This is a genomic window from Larkinella sp. (genome assembly GCF_965227735.1).
GTDB lineage: Bacteria > Bacteroidota > Bacteroidia > Cytophagales > Spirosomataceae > Larkinella.
This window is the reverse complement of sequence record NZ_OZ245776.1, coordinates 110,130-130,159: the sequence shown is the minus strand read 5'-3', so window position 1 is coordinate 130,159 and position 20,030 is coordinate 110,130. Positions and strand designations below refer to the sequence as shown.

The following is a 20,030-nucleotide window of genomic DNA, read 5'->3' as shown; positions in this document are numbered from 1 at the left end:
CAGAATCGGAATCAAATTAAGATTTAACCAGACGTAAACCCAATGGCGGCAAATGGTTAAAATCATTTGTGCTCAATCAGCAAGTTTGTATCAAAGACCATTGGCCGACGCTTCTCGTTCATGTTGTAGGATTTGATCCATTCGCTGATTTTCTTCTTTAGTAAAGCCCAAATCCGGGATTTGTATGGGTTCTTTTTCGCAAACTTCATCCAGGAAGCGTTGAACACCCCAGCGCTTGATATCAGCCGGTGAGTAGCTATTCAATTGCCCCCGTTTAAGAGGGGGAATCGTCTCTAACTGCTTTTTAGTTTCCATTCTGTTTCCCTTTCAAAGTAATTCGTTCTCCTGCCATACTCTTATCAAGCTTTTTAATTTAACGCCAGCTATGAGATGATGGCTTTGCCTAACAGTTGTTTGAGTGCCAGCGGCACGTAATGTTAATAGCAAATGAATATGCTGAGCACTCCCGGCGTGCCGGAGGTACGCGATACAGGCTTAGGTGCGTACCTCCGGCACGCCGGGAGTGCTCAGCATACTCATTTGCTATTAACATCGGACCCCTCCGGGGTCAATAATCTCACAGTTTGCGTTAATTTACAAATTGATCCGGTGCGGAATAGGGTTTTATAAAGAGTACACGGTTTTCTTTATTAAAATTCCCAGCGGTAATTCAGAATCGGAATCAAACCCAACTGGTATTTCTGGACGACTTTTCCCTGAAAAGCATCGAAGTAGCTGTAAAAAGCATTTTGTGCGTTGGTCAGGTTCTGCAAATCGAGGGAGAGGGTGCGGCTGTAGCGGGCTTTGCTTTTCTTCCAGTAAATCCGCAGATCGGTGCGAAAATACGCCGGGAAATGCACGCTAAATTCCTCGCTGCTGTAGACCGTCGTGCCGGCTTGCTGCGACAAAGCCACATCGATGGGTCGGTCGCGCAAGCCGCCCAGATACGAAATCCGGCCGTTGACGCCCCAGATCCGGCTTCGGGTTTCACGGCTTTTCGTCCACTCTTTCCCGGCAGTCAGGCCCGACGTAAAACCGCCGTCGAACCGGGTGCTGCGCCAGACGCCATCGGCGGCCTGATACCGCGAATCGTAGACCGAACCGGACGCCAGCACGTAATAGTTTTTCGATAAATACTTCTGGTAGGTGACCTCAACGCCCCGGTTTTGGGCTTTCCCAGCGTTAACCAGCGGCTCACTGACGTAGGCTTCGATGAGGTTCACCGCCGAAAACTTGCTGCCCGAAACAGTGCTGATCGGTACGTCGAACAGCATCTGGGAATACCCTTCGATTTTCCAGTAACTATCCGGACTGAGCTGGTGCGTATACCCCGCGACGATGTGGTGCGCTCTGGTAAAGCCCAGGTCTTCGTTGTTAAACAGCATTTTGTTATCCGGATTCCGTTTCACCAGATACACCTGCGGCAGTTGTGGCTGGCTGTGTAAACCGTAGGCCACGGTCAGGGCTTTTCCCGGCCGCACTTCCCAGCGAACCGACGCCCGGGGTTCGAGCGACCGGCTCTGGTTGAAGGTAAACGTGTTGTAAAACAAACCGGCATTCACCGTCACATTAGCCGCTGGCAACCACTGATAATTCACATACGGCTGAATCATCCAGCCCTCCAGTGACCCCGCGAACAGGGAGTTGTTCGCCGAACTGCCAATGAAAAAAGGGTTCACATCTTTCCAGGCACCCACCGAATTATAGGCACGGGTCAGATACAAACCGGCTTTGAAACTGTTCCGGGCATTGATCCGGTAATTCAGCGAACTGGTCAAAGAATACCGCGAGCCGGATTGATCGTCCATTTCGTAATTCGACCGGAAGCGTGCGTCGCCCGGCGATTCCAGATTTCGGGCGCTGTTGTTGGCCGACAACACGAGGGCGGTTTTCCACAACAGGCGACTTCCGATGGGCTGGGAGAGGGTCAGGCCCCCGGCGGCCATTTTCGTCGTGAACGAGATGGTGTTGCGGTCTTTGTCCTGCGTCTGTTCCTCAGTGGCCAGGGCCGTAAAATCGTTGCTGCTGTTGCCCAAAACGCCAAACGCCGTAAACCGTCCGCCTTTGCGGGTCGGGAAGGTCAGGTTGAACGACAGGTCCTGAAACCGGATGTCTTCACCCCCGAACGTGACGCCCATTGCGCCGAGCAGCCCCGTAAACGAATACCGGTAATTGACCAGATAGGACGACCCTTTCTGCTTCGAAATCGGTCCTTCTGCCGCCAGATCGAGGCCGATCAACCCCGCCTGGGCGATGAATTCATGGCGTTCGTTGTTGCCCGGACGCAGACTCATGTCCATGACGCCACCGACCGAATTGCCGTATTCGGGCGAGAAAGCCCCCGTCAGAAAGCGGGTTGTGCCGAGCAACTGGGCACTCAGCATATTGACCCCACCACCGTTTGCCGTGGGCCGGTCGCCAATGGTCCCGGCGTTGCTCTGGTGGTTGGGGTTCACGATTTCGACGCCTTCGAGCCGCCAGATCAGGCTGTTGGGCGAGTTGCCACGCACGGAAATGTTGTTGGTGCCGTCGTTGGTTGTCACCACGCCCGCGTAGGCCGTCGCCAGCCGGGCCGGGTCGAGGTAGCTGGCCGGAAACCGCAGCACCTGTTCGATGGTGATGTGTTCGGCGCTGATGGTGCGGTCGGTGCGGGTGCCGATGGCGGTGGCTTCACCCAGTTGGGTTACACCCGGTTGCAGGTAAATTTCCAGCACCTGTTCCTTGCCGGATTCCACCAGCACTTCATTGATCACCGACGGTTCATAGCCCACAAACGAAACACTGAGCTGATGCCGGCCGATGGGAAGGTTGGTCAGCCGGAAATGGCCCTGTTCGTCCGTGATCGCACCCGATTCTGAATTCTCAACCACCACGGAAGCCCCGACCAGCGGGCGATTCTGAATAGCGTCGTAGACGGTTCCGCGAATGGTTTGGGTGGGTGTTTGTGAAAAACCGGGCAGAGTGATCAGTGTCAGCAGACACAGAAAAAGGGACTTATGAAGGAAAGTTGTCGTCATAGGGGTTTCAGAATGGCAGTATGCAACCACAAAAGTACAACGACAATTAACCAAGTCGATGAACATTCGGTTGTTCTGACAAAAATCATTTTTTTCGATGACAGTTTTGGATCAAAGCGAGAAAACGCGGCTGGTACACGAACTCCTCAATCAACAGTACGGTATTCAGGCCATTTATGGGCGGCTTGAACCCCTGCACGAGTTGATCGCAACGGTTTTATCACACCGAACCACCCACGCCAATGAGGTCACGGCATTTCGCACAATGATGGAGTGGTTTGGTTCGTGGGAGGCCATTCGGGATGCGCCGGTGGAAGAGCTGACGGCGGCAATCCAAACCGCTAATTATCCGGAGGTCAAAGCACCGTACATTAAACAGATTCTGAGCCGGATCATTGGCGAACGCGGGGAAGCCAACATCGACTTTTTGCGGGACATGACCACCGAAGAAGCCATGAGCTGGTTGAACGCTTTACCCGGAGTCGGACCGAAAACCTCGACCCTGCTGTTGCTTTTCAATTTTCAGAAGCCGGTTTTGCCCGTCGATACGCATGTTCACCGGGTAACGCAACGACTGGGCATTCTGGGGCCGAAAGTCAGCGCCGAGAAAGCCCACGCCATTTTGCTGGCCTATCTGCCGCAGGATGCGACGGTTTTATTCAATTTTCATAAGCATTTTTATTGGCATGGCCAGCGGGTTTGCACCTGGAGTTACCCTAAATGCCCGCAGTGTGTGCTGAAAACGCACTGTGATTATTTTCAAGGGAATAACAAAGGAATGTTAAATAAAAAATGATGAATATTGAATGTAAAAGTAGCTGGGCACTCCATGCACTTTTACATTTAACATTCATCATTTTTTATTTAACATTAAAAATTCAAACCCAGCCGAATGGCTTCTTCCACCGGAAAATACCCCCCCTTCGATCCTTCAATCTGCAGTTCTTGCCGGAGCAGAAGTGGAGGTTGGGCTAAAAAACGGGGTTCCCGGCCGTGGTGGGGCTGGGCGGCATGGGCCAGAAAAGGATGGCAGAGATACACCGTTGATTGAAAAGAACAGACATAGGTAGAAAGCTGTGCCGGAGCCAGCCAGGTTTTTTGTGAAGACAATAGGAAAACAGGCCTAAAAAGGGCCAATGGTCGGAGCGACCGCAGGAGGGAAGATTAAAGCGTTAGTGCCATTCTCATGCTGCAAAACTATCGCAAAAGCGTTTTTTTTACAAGCCTGAGAGCCAGAAAATAGCTTACAGCCGATCTTGCCTGTTCTTAAAAATTAATTTCAGGATTAAACCTCTAACTTGCTTTCCGGTTTTATGATACGAATGGCCCACTGAACCTGAAATGAGCACGATAGACACTTTTCTAATTGGATACGCATTTGTCATAACCACCATTTCATTCATACACCTGATCCGGGTCGACGCCTGGTGGATTCGGATCTGGGATTTTCCGCACCTCCAACTCACGGTGCTGGCGGCCATCGGACTGCTGGGGTGGATAGCCCTGAGCCGGAATACGGAATGGCCGATGTTGCTGGGCGTGACGGGACTGTTGGCGGCTTTGGTCTACGAAGGCTGGCTAATTTATCCCTTTACGCAATTGCACCGGAAGCAGGTGAAATATTTCGGAAAACCGACCCAAGACCGTTCCGAAGACCGCAACACCATCCGGATTCTGAACGCCAACGTGTTCATGGACAACACCCAATGCCCCGACGTGCTGAAACTGGTGGAAAAACACAAGCCGGATGTGGTCATGATTCTGGAAGCCAACGAGCGGTGGAAAACGGAACTGGAGCCGCTGGAAGCAAAATTTCCACACCGGATTCTGCACCCACTCGAAAACACCTACGGCCTGCTGTTTTATTCCCGGTTTGCCATTCAGCACCACGAAGTACGGTTTCTGATTCAGGACGATATTCCGTCGATTTACGCCCAGTTGGAACTGGATTCGGGACAACTGATTCATTTTTATGGGATTCACCCGATGCCCCCCAGCCCCACGGAACACTACCGCTCGACGGAGCGGGATGCCGAGTTGCTGGTGGTGGGCAAGGAAGTGCGGGGGCGGGAAGAACCCATCATCGTTGCCGGGGATCTGAACGACGTGGCCTGGTCACACTCCACGCGGCTGTTTCAGCGCGTCAGTGGCCTGCTCGATCCGCGCATTGGCCGGGGCCTTTTCAACACCTTTCACGCCAAGTATTTCTTTTTGCGGTGGCCGCTCGATCATATTTTCGTGTCTCACCATTTCAAACTGCGGTTGATCCGCCGACTGCCGAACTGTGGGTCCGACCATTTCCCGATCCTGATTTCGCTGACCTACGTCCCCGACGCGGTGCCGAAGGATGTGCCGACGCCCGAGAAAGATGACATGAAAGAAGCGGCTGAAATTATTGACAAGGCCACGGAATAAGAAACTCAGGGCGGTTTTTGGAGGATTGACCGTCGAATTTTCCGGCTTCGGTTCAATATGTACCCGATTCAGCCCCGAAGGCGTCATCTTTGCAGCATGAATGCGCGCTTTTCTTTTCGGCAAATTTCCGGGATCGCATCGGTGATCGTGGCGGTTCTGGTAAATCTGCCGTTGATCCGGCTGGCGAACCAAACCCAACTGGCGGTCATTCCCGGTTTGCCGGACACGGTTTTTCTGGTTGTCCGGGTGCTGTTTCACATTGCGTTCACCTTCTTCTTCATTGAACTAAACCGGTATGTGCTGATTCGGAAACGCTACGAGCCCCGGCTCAACCTCGTCGGCTGGTACGGTATCAACTTTCTGCTGTTTCTGGCCATCAGTGCGCTCTTCGTCGCACTGGTTTTGCCGTGGTACCCCGAGCGACCGCTCCTCGTGTTGGTCACCACTTATTTTCGCGGTTTTTTCGTGTGGGGAACAGCCCTGCTGGTGGCGAATTTTCTGACGGTTCTGCAACAAAACCGCCGTATGCAAACCGAAAACGAGCGGCTGAAACGGGAGAGTCTGCAAGCCCAGCTCGACGGCTTGCGCGCCCAGCTCAATCCTCATTTTCTGTTCAATTCCCTGAATGCCCTCAGTTCGCTGATTCGGGAAGGAAGTGCCAACACGCAGCCGTATCTGTCCAAACTCTCGCAGGTGTTGCGGTATTCGCTCCAGGTTCAAAACCGGGAACTGGTGCCGTTTGCCGAAGAGATGCAGTTTACGATGGCGTATTCGTTCCTGCTGACGATGCGGTTTGGTGCTAACTTGCAAATAAACAACACGTTGCCGACCGAAGCGCCCTGGTTGATTCCGCCCATGTCGTTGCAGCTTCTGATCGAAAATAGCGTTAAACACAACGTTATTTCTAACGTCAAACCGTTGACAATTCGGCTCGCCATCGATCCGTCGGGCGCATTCATCCGGGTCAGCAACGGCTACCAGCCCAAACCCGAACCCGCCGATGGAACCGGAACAGGCCTGCCCAATCTGGAAAACCGCTACCGGCTGCTGACCGGGAAGACCATTCAGATTGTTCGAACCGAGCGTGAGTTCAGTGTTCATTTACCTTTAATTCCGGCTGTCTGATGCGCGTTATACTGATCGAAGATGAAGTGCTGGCGGCAACGCACCTGGCCGCCTTGCTGCGGGAGATCGAACCTTCCCTCACGGTTCTGGCGGTTATCGACAGCGTGGCCGAGGGCCGGGAGCGGTGGGAGAGTCTGCCAGCTCCCGACCTTATTTTCTCGGATATTCAACTGGCCGATGGGCTGTCGTTTTCGCTGCTGGAGCAGGTTCGGGTGCCATGTCCGATCATTTTTACGACGGCTTTCGACGAATATGCCATCCGGGCTTTCAAGCTCAACAGCATCGATTACCTGCTCAAACCCATTGAACGGGAAGCACTGGAAGCCAGCCTGCTGAAATACCGCTCGCTGAACCGACCGGCCACCGACGATCTGGTGCGCCAGATGCAGGAAATGCTTAGTGGCCGGGTATTTTTGCCCAAAACCTACCGAAACAGCTTTCTGATCCAGTTTCGGGATAAACTGCTGCCGGTCAAAGTGAGCGACATCGCCTATTTTGACATTGAAGGGGGCGTGGTTTCCGCGACGCTGTTTACCCGAATCCGTTATCCCATCGATCAGAAGCTGGACGATCTGGAAATCCAGTTGGACCCGCAGCAGTTTTTTCGTGCCAATCGCCAGTTCATCGTTTCCCGGAAAAGCATTCAGGAAGCGGAGCTGTATTTCAACGGCCGGTTGCAATTGCAGCTTCAGCCCCTGCCGGGCGGGTCGGTGGTGATCAGCAAAGACCGCGCGCCCCAGTTCAAAAAATGGATGGAGGAGTTCTGAACTTTCACCCGCAGCCTCGGCGCTTTGACGGTCGAATTGGTCGGCTTCACGGCGGTTTTCAGGAATTTGCTCTATCCGCAGGCTACGTTTGCAGCGTCTTCGCGGTTGCGGAGACGATTTAACCAAAAGCCAAGTAGCATGAAAACCATGAGAACCAACCTGTCAAAAACCGTCTGCTTCATCGCTCTCCTTTTGCTTTCGGCTTCGGCGTTTGCCCAGCGGGGCGAGTTGGGAACGCCCGAAGAACGCGCTGCCCGAATGACGGCGCGGATGAAAGAGAAGCTGAATCTGTCGGCTGAGCAGGAAGCCCCGGTGGCGGCTATTAACCTGAAATATGCCAAGCAAAACCAGGCGTTGATGGAAACCGGCGGTCGAAACCTCCGCACGGCGCGGCAGGCTCAGGCCGTGATGAAAAAGAAGGATGAGGAGCTGAAAAAAGTCCTGAATGTTGATCAATACCAACAATATCAGGCCATTAAAGAAGAAATGAAAGCCGAACTCAAGGAACGCCGGAAGCAGAAGTAAGAACGTCCACATTGCTTTTGAGACGTGTCGCCGAATCGATTAGTCAAACTGCAACACGTCTCAAAAGCGATCCATTACCGTCGATTGGTATAGCCAATTCCCAGCGTGTTGGAGCGGGTGGCCGAATCGGTGCCTAAAAAATCGAGCGTAACCGACGGTTTATAGACCAGATCATCGCCCCAGGCATCGGTCACCAGCAAGGTTTCACCCGTGGTTTTATACACCGCCGAGACCTCATAACGGCCCATTGGAATGTCCTTCAAAAAGTCGTTGCTGCGTTTGGCGACCCGGAGCTTGAGCGTTTTACCGGTCGATCCGTCGATGAGTGTGCCGACTGGTTTGAAGGTAAACTCAATGTTTTCGGTATCCGGCAGGTCGGTGACATTGGGATCGCGAAACAACTCTGCCGTACCGCCATAATACAGATCCAGACTCAGGTCGGAAACGTGACCGGTCAGTTTCCATTGAAAATTACGAACCGGTTTTTCGTTTTCCGAAAAGCTGTCCGGGTTTTCGGGATCGAGCAGAATTTTGTAGACCCGGTTATTGTATTGTTTCAGAATATACCCTTTGGCTACCCACTGGCCCAGGTCCTTCACCAGTTGAATTTGGTAGGACCCATCCTGGCTGCTGGCCACTTCAACCCCGCGCCCTTTGATAACCGTATTGTCGATGTAAACCGTGGCACGGGGCAACGGTTTTCCCTGCGGATCGGTCACATTCCCGATAACATAACCCACTTTTCCACCTGTTTTGCCGGGTGAGTCGGGCTCCGGTTCGGTCGAATCAGTTTTGCAGGCCGTCAGCAACGTGAGGCTTCCGGCCAGAAGAAGGGCTGCGCGGGTCCATCCGCGCAGGATTTGTGGTGCGTTCATAGTCGTGTTGTTGTTTGGTTTCGATACACAAAACTAACGGATCCCGCCCGCCCGCTTCAAACCCTTCCGGTATGGATGGCAACAACCCCCGATTGAATTGTACAATCGAACACCTGATTTGTAAAACCGGAAACCGATTGAACCCGGAGAGGAGACAGAATATAGGCGCTATCGCAGGAGTGAAATCCTGGATTTTGCCCATAATTATCAGTAAATTGGAGCCATTATCATGCATCGTTATGTACAACAAAACCATTCTGATGCTGGTGGCTGTAGGCTGCTGGCTGTCGCTGAATTCGTGTAGCAAAGATCCGGACCCGGTTGACCCACCGGCGGTTACGGGCGGGTATGTCGTCGCCATCCGCGATGTAGGGGCCAGCCAATCAACGGATTATCTGCTGCAAACTACTTCGATTACGAGCGGTACGCTATCGGTGGCCGGACAGGGAATTGCGCAAACGGGAAACCGGACGTACGTGCAGGCGGGCAAAACGATCTTCAGCATCGGTGGGAGCGGGGCCAACCAGGGAACACCTTCGGCGGTTGGCTTTGTGCTGGATGCCGCGAACAAACTGGTTCAGAAGGGAAGTTTTACCTTTGAAAAATATTTCGACGTGCCGACGGTGATCGACGAGAATACGCTCGGCGGTATTCAGATTCCCCGGACGGCAGCCGATAACCGCAGTGCCACGTTTTACACGGCGACCGTCGCCACGCCAACGCTCACGGGTCAGGTGAAAAACTCGCTGGCCCCCCTGTTCAGGGACGACCTGGTGTGGCCATCGGGTATGCGGGTGCGCGACGGAAAAGCCTACGTTTCGTATTACCTCCAGAATCGGACTACTTTGCAGACGGCCTTTACCGACACGGCGTATGTCGCCATCTACAGCTATCCGGCTTTCACGCTGGAGAAAGTCATCAAGGATGTGCGCACGGGTCCGGCGGGTTCGGCTAACAGCAGCAACGGCTTGATCAAAACCGAAAACGGCGATCTCTACACCGTGGCTTCGTCGGCGTACACGTTCTCCCAGCGAACCAAACCGGCTGGTTTTCTGCGGATTAAAAATGGTGAGACGGTTTTTGACCCCACGTATTTTTTCAACCTGGATGAGATTTCGAACAACCGGAAAATCTACTACTGCCAGTATCTGGGCAATGGACTGGTGCTGGCTGAAATGGGCCGTTTTCCGACCATCAACGGGCAATGGGCCTACGAAGATGTCAACCTGAGCGTGGTCATCATCGACCTGAATGCCAAAACCGTGAAAGAAGTCTCAGGCGGTATCCCGGCCCATGCCGGGCAAGGGGGCATTACGTTGTCGGTGCCCGTTGAAAACGGAAAAGCTTACCTGCCTGTGACGAGCTACACCGAGGGGACGTACATCTGGGAAATCGACATTGCCACCGCCACCGCCAAACCCGGCGCCCGGGTAAACGCCAAATATGTGACGGGGATTTTTAAGCTGTAAGTGGTTTTTAATATCGAATAACGAATGCTGAATAATGAATAACGAATAATGAATAATGAATAACGAATAACGAATAACGAATAATGAATAACGAATCCGGATGGCCTTCGATATTCGATATTCGTTATTCAACATTCAGTATTCCATATTTAGATCATTATTGCACCTCATTTAGCTTATTATTTTACCTCCGAAACCACCACAAAATTATCATTTCGGGTAATTCCATACAGGATCAGTTTGGATTTTACGCTGCGGTCGATGGCGAAGGCCTGCCCTTCACTGACGGTCGGAATGGTTTTTAGGTGTTGCAATGTGGAGCCACGGTCGGGGAGTTTTAGGACATACAGTTCCGGTTTGTCATGACCGGTGCAGTAAATCAAACCGTCTTTTCCCCAGGTTCCGCCCGACGTACTTTTGGGAGCGAAAGCCTGCAAAACCGTTGCCGGAAACTGCCAGGATTCCAGCCGCTCCCAGTTGGTGTTGAATTTTACCAGCATCGTCCAGCGGTTGTCGCGCCCTTCGGCCGAGGCTTTGTCGGAATAATTGGCAAAGGCAACCCACCAGTAGCCCTGGTAAAAGTCGGCCCAGGTGGCCGAGCCGGGGAGCATTCCGAAGCTATGGCTACCGATGTGCCGGAGCGTTTCGGTATCGAAAATTTCGATGGAACTCACCATTGGCACCTCCGGGTAATTGGAATGAACGCAGTAGAGTTTCCCGTTGAGGACCACACCGCTGTTCAGGTGTTTCAACAAACCCGTCGTGTCCCGCCAGGCGGCCACCGGTTTGCCGTCGGTCTTGGTGTGCTTGGACAGGGATGTATTGTTGATGACGTAAAAGTGAGCGGCATCGACGGCAACGCCCTGCTTTACTTCCTTCAACTGAAATCGTCGGATTTCGTGGGCTTTTTGGGCAAAAACCGGGTTGGTGGTGAAAAAACAGGAGAGTAAGAGGACGAAAGACCGCATGGGGCAAAATGGGCAAAATGTAGTTACGTGGAAGAGTGACACCATTGGGAAACCGGTACGCTTCGCTACTTCGTTTTTTTCGGGACATACGATTTCGGATCCAGCGCTTTCGGTGACCAGCTCTGTAAAAATTCCGCTACCAGCTTCGGACTGTGGCCTTTTCCCTCTTCCAGATAGGCTGAGTTCTGCGTGTGCAGCCGGTTGCCTTTTTCATCCAGCACCACAAAAACCGGAAAGCCGAATCGTTGCGGGTAGCCCAATTGGGCAAGTGTTTCCTCGTTCTTGTTCTCCGGGCTGTAGTTCACGCGCAGAACAACATAATTTTCGGTCAGCAATCGGTTGAGGGTCGTGTCGGTCGTGGTTAGGGTATGAAACCGGATACACCACACACACCAATTGCCACCGAGTTGCAGCAGAACATGTTTGCCTTCTTTTTGCGCTTTGACCACCGCATTTTGGATGTCCTGCTTCGCATTGGCCGACGGGTCGTAAATTTTGGGCGCGTCGGCTTTGGCGGTCGACTGCGAATAAACAGCAGTGAATACTCCGAAAAAAAGAGCAAAGGCAAGCAGAATGGTCTTCATGGAAATCAGGCTGATGATCGAAAAGCAAAGATAGACGCTAATCAGATAGCATACCGCATCAAAAGAGCCGTGAAATCCCTAGAAGTTGTTTGAATTAAGGCCGGAGGCCTGTCCTGTCAATAGTCTATAGCCGATATCAACCAGTGGTAGCTCCGGAGGAGCGGTCTAAAAATATCTTCAGACCGCTCCTCCGGAGCTACCACTGGTTGATATCGGCCATAGACTATTGACAGACCGCCCTTCCAGGGCTCTCCCAGTTAACTCAAACAGCTTGTTAAACTATGTGACTGAACGAAGCGTTAGCGAGAGGTATTGTCACCTGATCGACTGTGAAAAAAGCCATTCCTGTTTTTCAATTAGCACTTCGGGCTTTTTCGGATCTGAAAGCGAATGACCCCATTCGCATGGCCGCAGCAACGGCTTTTTTCAGTCTGTTTGCGTTACCGCCCATCGTCATCATTTTGAGTCAGTTGTATGATGGGTTGTTCAATGAACACGGCCAACGCATAAACGTGCTGCTGATTCGTAAACTGGCTGAGTGGGTTGGTTATCAAAGTGCCCGCCAATTGCAGGATATTTCCCGGCATTTGCAGCAGGAGCGGGCCAACCCGTTCTTAACGGGCCTAAGCGTCGTGCTTTTGCTGGGAGCTTCCACCACCCTGTTTGCCATTATCAAAAATTCATTGAATCAGCTTTGGCGGGTGAAACCCGTCGCCAAAAGACAGGTCTGGTATCTGTTGGTTGATCGGGTCCTGGCGTTGGGGATCATCCTGTTGTCGGGCTTTTTATTCATGGTTTCGCTGGCCATCCGCCGGACGTTCCTGCCGTTGCGGGATAGGCTGGAACTGAACACGATCTATGAGTGGTCGACAGATGTCGGTCAGCATCTTCTGTCGATTCTGATGCTGACCGTCTGGTTTGCCGTTATTTTCAAGTATTTGCCCGACATCCGAATCCGCTGGCCGGCGGTTTGGGTGGGTGCTTTGGTGACCGGCATTCTGGTTGAAGCCGGAGAGCAGGTGCTGGACCGGTTTTTAATAACCAGTTCGGTTCGGTCCCTGTTTGGTGCTTCAGGGTCGATCATGCTGATTCTCCTGTTCGTTTTTTACTCCTCGCTGATTTTTTATTATGGTGCGAGTTTCACCCGCCACTTTGCCCAATGGATTCATCTGGAAGCCGAACCCGGCACCCATGCCGTCGCGTATCAAATTACGGAAGTGGAAAGTCCGAATGATGCTGGTCAAGATTTGCAATCGCCGGGCGACCCCGCTTGACCAGCCTTTACAACATCACCGGCTGACCGGTCCGCACCGATTCATCGCAGGCAAAGGCGATGCGGAGGCTGTTGACGGCGTCCTGCAAGTGATCCGTCAGGTCGATGTTTTCCCGAATGGCTTTTAGAAAATACCGTTGCTCGCGGTTGCAAAGTTCCTGGTGATCCGGCTCATCCTGCATGTCGATCCAGGTATCTTCCTGCACAAACTGGTCGTTTTGGTCGAGGGGCGCGTGGTGAACCCGGAGTGATTCGGTTTTGGTGTGCGAATCCACATTGTCCGATTTGCCGGCCGCTCCGGCGTTTTTCGCCACAATGGAAACGCAGCCTTTCGGCCCGATCACATCTTTCACAAAAAAGGCGGTTTCGCTCATCATCGGTCCCCAACCGGCTTCATACCAGCCCACCGACCCATCTTCGAACCGGATCTGCAACTGGCCGTAGTTGTAGTTACCCGCCGGGATTTCTTCCGTCAGCCGGGCGCCGATGGCGTTCACCTGCGTCGGTTTCGAGCGCGTCATCTGGCACATGACGTCGATGTAATGGACGCCACAATCAACAATCGGGCTGAGGCTTTTCATCAGATTCCGGTGAACGGTCCACATGCCGCCGTGGCTTTGCTGGTTCAGGTTCATGCGCATCACGAGCGGTTTGCCCATTTCGTGCGCAATTTCGATGAACTTCTCCCAGGAAGGGTGCTGGCGCAGGATGTAGCCGACGACGACTTTCTTGTCGGCTTTTTCGGCGGCTGCCACCACGCGTTCGGATCCTTCGACGGTGTCGGCGAGGGGCTTTTCGATAAACACATGACAGCCGTTTTCAAGTGCCATTATGGCGAACGCTTCGTGGGTGTCGGGATAGGTCGAAATACAAACGGCATCGGGTTTGGTTTCGGCCAGGGCCGTGGCCAGATCGGTGAACAGGGCGTAGCCACCGCCCAGACGCTCGTTTAGAACTTCCTTGCTTTTGCCGGTGGAAACGATGCCGCAGATTTCAAAACCGTCGTTCGTGGAATACGCTATGGCGTGCGAAGAGCCCATGTTGCCGCAGCCGACAACGAGCACCCGCACGGGAGAATTTTGAGTTGACATGGAGTGATTAAATTAAGGGCAGCAAGTTGGGACAGGTTTGGGAATAAAAAAAGCAGTTGCCGTATTTAGCCGTTTACCTTAGCTAGTTTCTTCGAATACAGTAGAAAACCGGTCGCCAGCAGATCCTCGTCGAGTTGCTCCCAATGAATACCGTATCCGCCACTGACTAGTTCATACTGATTGCGCTGCTCAATAGTGGCTCGTTGCAGGCGTGGAAACCATTCCAGAGGACTTCCAACAATTCGGCCATCACTTAATTCTACGAAAATCCGTTCCTTATCAAACCAAACTCGTTTGACTAGTAAATCGTCGTTGTTCATTTCGTTGGCTATTTAAAAAACTCATTCCAGCGGAATTCTATGATATCTTCATTTTCTTCGATTAATCCTTCAGCCACTAATACTTCTATCCTTGAAATAATGACCAGGTCAAATGCTCTACAACCGCCCCAGCCGATAATTCAGGCCGACAATCCCCTGCAAACCGGGAAAGGAGTTTTTCCAGTCGGTAAGGCCGATTCCCGGCTGGTGTGACATGAAGTTGTCGAACAGAAAATAGTCTGTTCGCTTTTGCAAAGCGATGAACTTCTGAACGCCCAGATCCAGATTCCAGCGGGACGAAAACCGGATGTTGAGGGCGGCAGTCAGGCCCAGGCCCAGCACAAAACCGCTGGCGGTTTGGAGACGCGTTCGCGGTTGTCCGTCGGGAAAGGACGAAATCGTACCTTCCTGCCGGTATTGCGAGCCAATCAGTTGAACCCCAATCGGTAATCCCACTTTGGTCGAACGACCGGTTCGGCGAACCACATCAAAACGGGAACCCACTTTGAAAAACGCTCCCGATGTTTTCAGGTTATCGACCCCGCAATCACAGGCGTACCCGGAACGAAAACCGCCGAACGGATTGTGGTAGGTGTATCCGGCATGGAACGTCAGCGCCCACTGGTTCAGATTCGGACTCCAGGCCGACGTAAGTTCCAGTGAACGACCCGGCAACGTGGCGAAATTAGTGCCTATCTGACCCTGCCAGCGTTGCGCCTGAGCGGTAAAAAAGGAAAAAAACAACAGACCGATAAGGGTAAAGGTTCTCATGGGCGGAGCGGTTGGGCTTGATTAAGGTTTGATTTTTTCAATCACGCTGACTAAGGTGTACCGGATACTGGAGCCGTCGGCTGGTGGATTTTTGATGTTCTCCCGCTTCACGCTCAGTTTATATTCGAACCCTTCTTCATAGGTAAAGCCTTCAATACCAGTGTAATGATACGTCCAGTTCGGCGCATCGTTTATTTTGACCAGCAGACATTTCATAGGGCCAACGCCCGTGCAATTCTGGTAATGGTCGGCCACCTGCATCGTAATCAGATCGGGTTTGAGGTCACTTTGGTCACAACTGGAAAACAGAACAATCAGAAACAATACAAAGAAGCGATTCATGGGAAACAGGCATTTGGTTGATAAGGAGATGCTGTAATGACCAGTTTGAACCGCAATGCGTTGGAAGCCATCCGGAAAGAATTTACCGGCCGGTTTTAAGCAGTTTTCGCTTGAAAAAATCCGCCGTGGCGTTGCCCACTTTCAGCGCATTGTCGTGCCGCATCCAGTGGTGCGTATCGTCCACAATGACCATCGTCTCCATCGGGACGCCCTTCGCTTCCAGCCGCCGGACCAGATCGGTACTCTGGCTGAATCGCACGTTGCGGTCGTCGTCGCCGTGGATGATCAGCACGGGCGAAGTCCAGGTGTTCACTACCGAAATCGGCGACGACTCAAACGCTACTTTTGCGGCCAGTTGGGCATCCGGAATCTGTTCGATCTGGTGGGAAACCGACCCGGTTCGCTCGTTGGTCATGTCGTGTACGCCGTGAATATCAACGCCCGCGGCAAAAAGTTTGGAGTCGTGACCCAGCGCCAGGGCCGTCAAATAACCGCCGTAGGAACCGCCATACACCCCAATCCGGCTGGCGTCGATCTGGGGCTGCTTCGCCAGCCATTCGCCAGCCGCCCGGATGTCCTGGTATTCGGATGCGCCGTTTCGGCCGCCCCTGGCAGGCTGGTGAAACGCGTAACCGTAGCCAATGCCGAGCCGGTAATTGACCGACAGAACCGCAAAGCCGAGGCTCGTCAGATACTGGTTCCAGGCATAGGCATTGGAATAATAATCGGAATAATTCCAGCCCAGTTGCATCTGGCGCATGGGGCCGCCGTGTACATAGATAATCGCCGGTTTTTTGGAAGGGCCACTCGCCGGTTCAAAAAGCTGGGCGTGAACCGTTACACCGTCGGCGGCTTTGAAAATGACCTGTTTAGGCGTCACCAACTGGCTGGTTGGGAAATTGGCAGGAATCAGATTTTGGGCGAGTAGCCGTGGCGTTCCTTTCGTAAAGGGCATCACGGCGGGCAGCGGAGGACGCTGGGCCGTCGCGCTAATCAACGCAATCGTTGAACCGTCGCCCGTTACGACCGGCGTCCATTCCAGTCCAGCTCCGGGGGTCAGCACTTCCACAGCAGCTTTGTCGACCGGCACCCGAACCACGTGCCGCCGGTCGATGTCCAGTTTGTCGGGGCCGGTGTTGCCGCTAAAAACCAGCCACTTGCGGTCGGGGCTTAGCTGAATGTGTTCGGCCATAAAACCGCCCGGTGTCAGCAGCAGGGGAGAGCCACCCGTGGAGGGCATCGAATAGAGGTGGGGCCAACCGTCCTGGTACGAAAGAAACACGATTCGGTCGTTGGCGGCCCAGTGCAGGTTGGTTCCGCCGTGCGTTGGTGGCAACGACCCCGCCAGTGTTTTAGGAGCCTGCCAGAGCGGTTGGGCTTTCCCGGTGGCAACCTCCGCCGTCCAGATTCCCCAGGGCTGGTGTTTCCGGGCCAGCAGGGAATCCGGGGGGCCACCTAGACCAGGTGTTCGGACGAAGGCAATTCGGGTGCCGTCGGGCGACCAGCGGGGGGAGCGGTCGCGCGAAAAGGAGGGAGCCAGCCAGTGGATGGGCGTTTCCGGGTTGGTGAAAACGCCGACGAAAGCATGATCACCCCGGTTGCAGACGAAGGCCAGCCGCGACCCATCGGGCGACCATTGGATTGACCCATTTTCGCCCCGGGCCGTGAAGAGGTTCCTGGCGGGTGAGGACCCGTCGATGGGGGCCGTCCAGACCTGATGGCCTTTGATAAAAGCGATTTGGTCATTTTTGGGCGAAATCAGGGGTTCGTCCCCTTCCGACAACGACTTCGGTTCGCCACCCGCGAAAGGAAGGCTCCAGATCTGAACCTTGATGGGGTTAGGCGAGGACGATGTGTTGACCGGCAAGGCGTCGTCCCAGTTGGAACCGTGGTCGCCACCGCGTACGTAAATGACCCATTTTCCATCGGTCGAGATGGACAGACTGGTGATTTCCTGCCCGTCGTCTTCAGTGTAGTTGGTCAGTTTTCGGGGTACAAAATCCGGGCCTTCGGCGACGTAGACATTCCGGCGGCCCTGTTCATTGAACACCCAGGCCAGCCGCGACCCCTGGGCCGAACTGGTGAGGTCGGAGGGGAAAGGGTAGCTCCTGACGGTTTCCAAAGGGAACGATTGCGCCTGTGCGACGATGGGAAGGAAGAGAAGAAAGCTGGCTACAAAGCGAATGAAGGCTGTTTTCATATGCTCGAAAATACAATGAAAAGCGTTATTTCGCAGAGTTAAGCGGAGTAAATCAGAGTTTATCAGAGAAAAAAAACTCTGTGTACCTCTGATTGTCTCTGATACACTCTGTGAAATAACTTTGAAGAGATGAACAAACCCTTTTGGCGGGGGGTTAACTAAGTCAACGTTACGTGTCGCTTTATCCCCCATTTCGATGAAAACCCCAACCCAATCCATAGAACAGCTGAGCATCAACACCGTCCGGATTCTGGCCGCCGATGCCGTGCAGAAAGCCAATTCCGGCCATCCCGGTTTGCCAATGGGAGCTGCCCCGATGGGCCATATTCTCTGGACGGAAGCCATGAACTACAATCCGAAAAATCCGGATTGGCCCAACCGCGACCGGTTTATTCTGTCGGCGGGGCATGGCTGTATGTTGCAGTACTGTTACCTGTATCTGACCGGGTATGAGCTGAGTATGAACGACCTGAAGCAGTTTCGGCAGTTGGACAGCCAGACGCCCGGCCACCCGGAATACGGGTTGTCGAAAGGCATTGAAATAACGACCGGGCCGCTGGGGCAGGGGTTTGCCAACGGGGTCGGTTTTGCCATTGGGCAGTATCATCTGGCCGCCCGCTACAACAAGCCGGATTTTCCGCTTTTCGACTATAAAATCTACGCCATTTGCAGCGATGGCGATATGATGGAAGGCATTTCGGCCGAGGCTGCCTCGCTGGCAGGGCATCTGCAACTGGGTAACCTGATTTATTTCTACGACGACAACCACATTTCCATCGAAGGCAGCACCGATCTGACGTTTACGGAAGACGTGGCCCAGCGGTTTCTGTCGTATGGCTGGCATGTGCAGGTCGTCCCCGATGGCAATGATCTGGAAGCTCTGTATCAGGCCGTGAAAGCCGCGCAGGAAGAAACCAGACGGCCTTCGCTGATCAAGGTACGGACGCACATTGGCTACGGAAGTCCGAACAAGGAAGACACGGCGGAGGCACACGGTTCGCCGTTGGGAGCCGATGAAATCAAACTGGTGAAGGAGAAATTCGGGTTTGACCCCGAAAAATCGTTTGTCGTGCCGGACGACGTGTTGCAGTATTACCGGGGAATCGGGAAAGAGCGCGCGAAGAAAGAGGATAAGTGGAACGATCTTTACAAAGCTTACAAGGCAAAATACCCCGAACTGGCGGAGGAATATGAGTTGGTGAGCAACGGAAAACTACCGGAAGGCTGGGAAAAGAAAATTCCGGTTTTTGCCGCCGGTGAAGAGAAAATCGCCACCCGGAAAGCCTCGGGAAAAGTGCTGAATGCGATTGCCGACGAATTGCCGCACCTCATTGGCGGCTCAGCCGATCTGTCGCCCTCAACGGATACGGATCTGAAAAATTACCACTCCTTTTCGGTAGAAAACCGGGACGGTCGCATTTTTCACTTTGGAATCCGTGAACACGCGATGGGTGCGGTGCTGAACGGATTGGCGGTGACGAAAGGGATTATTCCCTACGGCGCGACATTCCTGGTGTTTTCGGATTACATGCGCCCGCCGATTCGGTTGGCGGCCATTATGAAACTCCGCCCGATTTTTATCTTTACGCACGACAGCATCGGTTTGGGCGAAGACGGAACGACGCATCAACCCATCGAGCAGTTGATGGCACTCCGGGCCATGCCCAATGTGGTGGTGATTCGACCGGCAGATGCCAACGAAACCGCCCAGGCCTGGCGCGTGGCCATTCAGCATCCCGGCGGTCCGGTGGTGATTGTGCTGACGCGCCAGGGATTGCCAGTCATCGATCAGGAGAAATACACCCCGGCGACGGAACTGGAAAAAGGTGCGTACATTCTGTCGGATTCTGAAAAAGAGCCGGATCTGATTCTGATCGGCACCGGTTCGGAAGTTTCGTTGTTGCTCCAGGCGCAGGAAGAACTGAAAAAAGACGATATTTCGGCCCGGGTCGTGAGCATGCCGTCGTTCGAATTGTTCGACCGGCAGCGTGCGGCTTACAAGGAAAAAGTGTTTCCGAAAGCCCTGAAAAAACGGCTGGCGGTGGAAGCGGGTGCTGAAATGGGCTGGTACAAATACGTCACCGACGAAGGCGATATTCTGGGCATGACCACCTATGGCGAATCCGCCCCGGCGGAGGATTTGTTCAGGAAGTTTGGCTTCACGGTGGAGAATGTGGTGAAGCGGGCGAAGGCGCTTCTTGGTAGTTAAACTTCGATATTTAGTGTTCGATATTCAACATTCGATATTAAAAACTCAACAAAATGAATATCGAATGTTAAATGTTGAA

Annotated in this window: 19 protein-coding genes; 8 read left to right on the top strand and 11 right to left on the bottom strand. The window is 53.3% G+C overall.

From position 1 onward, the window contains the following. Positions 1-90: 90 nt before the first annotated feature. Together ACO064_RS00490 and ACO064_RS00485 are read right to left on the bottom strand one after the other, a co-directional pair. Positions 91-315: a hypothetical protein gene (locus ACO064_RS00490; protein ID WP_421825470.1), complete on the bottom strand. Its 225-nt coding sequence runs from the start codon at positions 313-315 to the stop codon at positions 91-93. Between the two features lie 335 nt (positions 316-650). Next, positions 651-3,017, bottom strand: coding sequence for a TonB-dependent receptor (locus ACO064_RS00485; RefSeq protein ID WP_421825469.1), 2,367 nt, complete (start codon positions 3,015-3,017; stop codon positions 651-653). Positions 3,018-3,114: 97 nt separating this feature from the next. Between ACO064_RS00485 and ACO064_RS00480 the strand changes: the two genes are divergently transcribed. Continuing rightward, positions 3,115-3,813, top strand: coding sequence for an endonuclease III domain-containing protein (locus ACO064_RS00480; protein ID WP_421825468.1), 699 nt, complete (start codon positions 3,115-3,117; stop codon positions 3,811-3,813). Between the two features lie 74 nt (positions 3,814-3,887). Here ACO064_RS00480 and ACO064_RS00475 read toward each other — a convergent pair whose 3' ends face one another. After that, positions 3,888-4,127 (bottom strand): hypothetical protein, encoded by a 240-nt coding sequence (locus ACO064_RS00475; RefSeq protein WP_421825467.1) that lies wholly within the window; start codon positions 4,125-4,127, stop codon positions 3,888-3,890. A gap of 231 nt (positions 4,128-4,358) precedes the next feature. On the opposite strand from ACO064_RS00475, the gene ACO064_RS00470 reads away from it, so the two are divergent. The 4 genes from ACO064_RS00470 (at position 4,359) to ACO064_RS00455 (ending at position 7,849) form a co-directional block, all read left to right on the top strand. Next, positions 4,359-5,432, top strand: coding sequence for an endonuclease/exonuclease/phosphatase family protein (locus ACO064_RS00470; RefSeq protein WP_421825466.1), 1,074 nt, complete (start codon positions 4,359-4,361; stop codon positions 5,430-5,432). A 96-nt stretch (positions 5,433-5,528) separates the two neighbouring features. After that, positions 5,529-6,557, top strand: a complete 1,029-nt coding sequence (locus ACO064_RS00465; RefSeq protein ID WP_421825465.1) for a sensor histidine kinase — start codon at positions 5,529-5,531, stop codon at positions 6,555-6,557. Continuing rightward, the gene (locus tag ACO064_RS00460) at positions 6,557-7,324 is read left to right on the top strand and encodes a LytR/AlgR family response regulator transcription factor (RefSeq protein WP_421825464.1); all 768 of its coding nucleotides are present in this window, start codon (positions 6,557-6,559) and stop codon (positions 7,322-7,324) included. The genes ACO064_RS00465 and ACO064_RS00460 overlap by 1 nt, the downstream gene beginning before the upstream one ends. A 147-nt stretch (positions 7,325-7,471) precedes the next feature. Then, positions 7,472-7,849: a hypothetical protein gene (locus tag ACO064_RS00455; protein ID WP_421825463.1), complete on the top strand. Its 378-nt coding sequence runs from the start codon at positions 7,472-7,474 to the stop codon at positions 7,847-7,849. 74 nt (positions 7,850-7,923) lie between these two features. Here the strand turns inward: ACO064_RS00455 and ACO064_RS00450 are convergent, their stop codons facing one another. Further along, positions 7,924-8,724 (bottom strand): carboxypeptidase-like regulatory domain-containing protein, encoded by an 801-nt coding sequence (locus tag ACO064_RS00450; RefSeq protein ID WP_421825462.1) that lies wholly within the window; start codon positions 8,722-8,724, stop codon positions 7,924-7,926. Positions 8,725-8,963: 239 nt separating this feature from the next. Between ACO064_RS00450 and ACO064_RS00445 the strand changes: the two genes are divergently transcribed. Further along, on the top strand, positions 8,964-10,193 hold the full coding sequence (locus ACO064_RS00445; RefSeq protein WP_421825461.1) for a DUF4374 domain-containing protein: 1,230 nt from the start codon (positions 8,964-8,966) through the stop codon (positions 10,191-10,193). A 179-nt stretch (positions 10,194-10,372) separates the two neighbouring features. Here ACO064_RS00445 and ACO064_RS00440 read toward each other — a convergent pair whose 3' ends face one another. After that, entirely contained in the window at positions 10,373-11,161 is a 789-nt protein-coding gene (locus ACO064_RS00440; protein ID WP_421825460.1) for a hypothetical protein, read from the bottom strand. A gap of 65 nt (positions 11,162-11,226) precedes the next feature. Then, a complete protein-coding gene (locus ACO064_RS00435) occupies positions 11,227-11,745 on the bottom strand; it encodes a thioredoxin family protein (RefSeq protein ID WP_421825459.1) in 519 nt (172 codons plus the stop codon). A 329-nt stretch (positions 11,746-12,074) separates the two neighbouring features. On the opposite strand from ACO064_RS00435, the gene ACO064_RS00430 reads away from it, so the two are divergent. Further along, entirely contained in the window at positions 12,075-13,019 is a 945-nt protein-coding gene (locus tag ACO064_RS00430; RefSeq protein WP_421825458.1) for a YihY/virulence factor BrkB family protein, read from the top strand. Between the two features lie 7 nt (positions 13,020-13,026). On the opposite strand, the gene ACO064_RS00425 is transcribed toward ACO064_RS00430, so the two are convergent. The 5 genes from ACO064_RS00425 to ACO064_RS00405 all read right to left on the bottom strand — a co-directional run bounded on the left by ACO064_RS00425 (position 13,027) and on the right by ACO064_RS00405 (position 17,742). Continuing rightward, positions 13,027-14,109, bottom strand: a complete 1,083-nt coding sequence (locus tag ACO064_RS00425) for a Gfo/Idh/MocA family protein (protein ID WP_421825457.1) — start codon at positions 14,107-14,109, stop codon at positions 13,027-13,029. Positions 14,110-14,174: 65 nt separating this feature from the next. After that, positions 14,175-14,429 carry a DUF2442 domain-containing protein gene (locus ACO064_RS00420; RefSeq protein ID WP_421825456.1) on the bottom strand — a complete coding sequence of 85 codons (255 nt, stop codon included), beginning with the start codon at positions 14,427-14,429 and terminating at the stop codon, positions 14,175-14,177. A 117-nt stretch (positions 14,430-14,546) separates the two neighbouring features. Then, a complete protein-coding gene (locus tag ACO064_RS00415) occupies positions 14,547-15,200 on the bottom strand; it encodes a hypothetical protein (RefSeq protein WP_421825455.1) in 654 nt (217 codons plus the stop codon). Positions 15,201-15,221: 21 nt separating this feature from the next. Beyond that, positions 15,222-15,542 (bottom strand): DUF4377 domain-containing protein, encoded by a 321-nt coding sequence (locus ACO064_RS00410; protein ID WP_421825453.1) that lies wholly within the window; start codon positions 15,540-15,542, stop codon positions 15,222-15,224. An 82-nt stretch (positions 15,543-15,624) separates the two neighbouring features. Further along, positions 15,625-17,742 carry a S9 family peptidase gene (locus tag ACO064_RS00405; RefSeq protein ID WP_421825452.1) on the bottom strand — a complete coding sequence of 706 codons (2,118 nt, stop codon included), beginning with the start codon at positions 17,740-17,742 and terminating at the stop codon, positions 15,625-15,627. Positions 17,743-17,938: 196 nt separating this feature from the next. Between ACO064_RS00405 and tkt the strand changes: the two genes are divergently transcribed. Further along, positions 17,939-19,951 carry a transketolase gene (gene tkt / locus ACO064_RS00400; protein ID WP_421825451.1) on the top strand — a complete coding sequence of 671 codons (2,013 nt, stop codon included), beginning with the start codon at positions 17,939-17,941 and terminating at the stop codon, positions 19,949-19,951. Positions 19,952-20,030 lie beyond the last annotated feature (79 nt).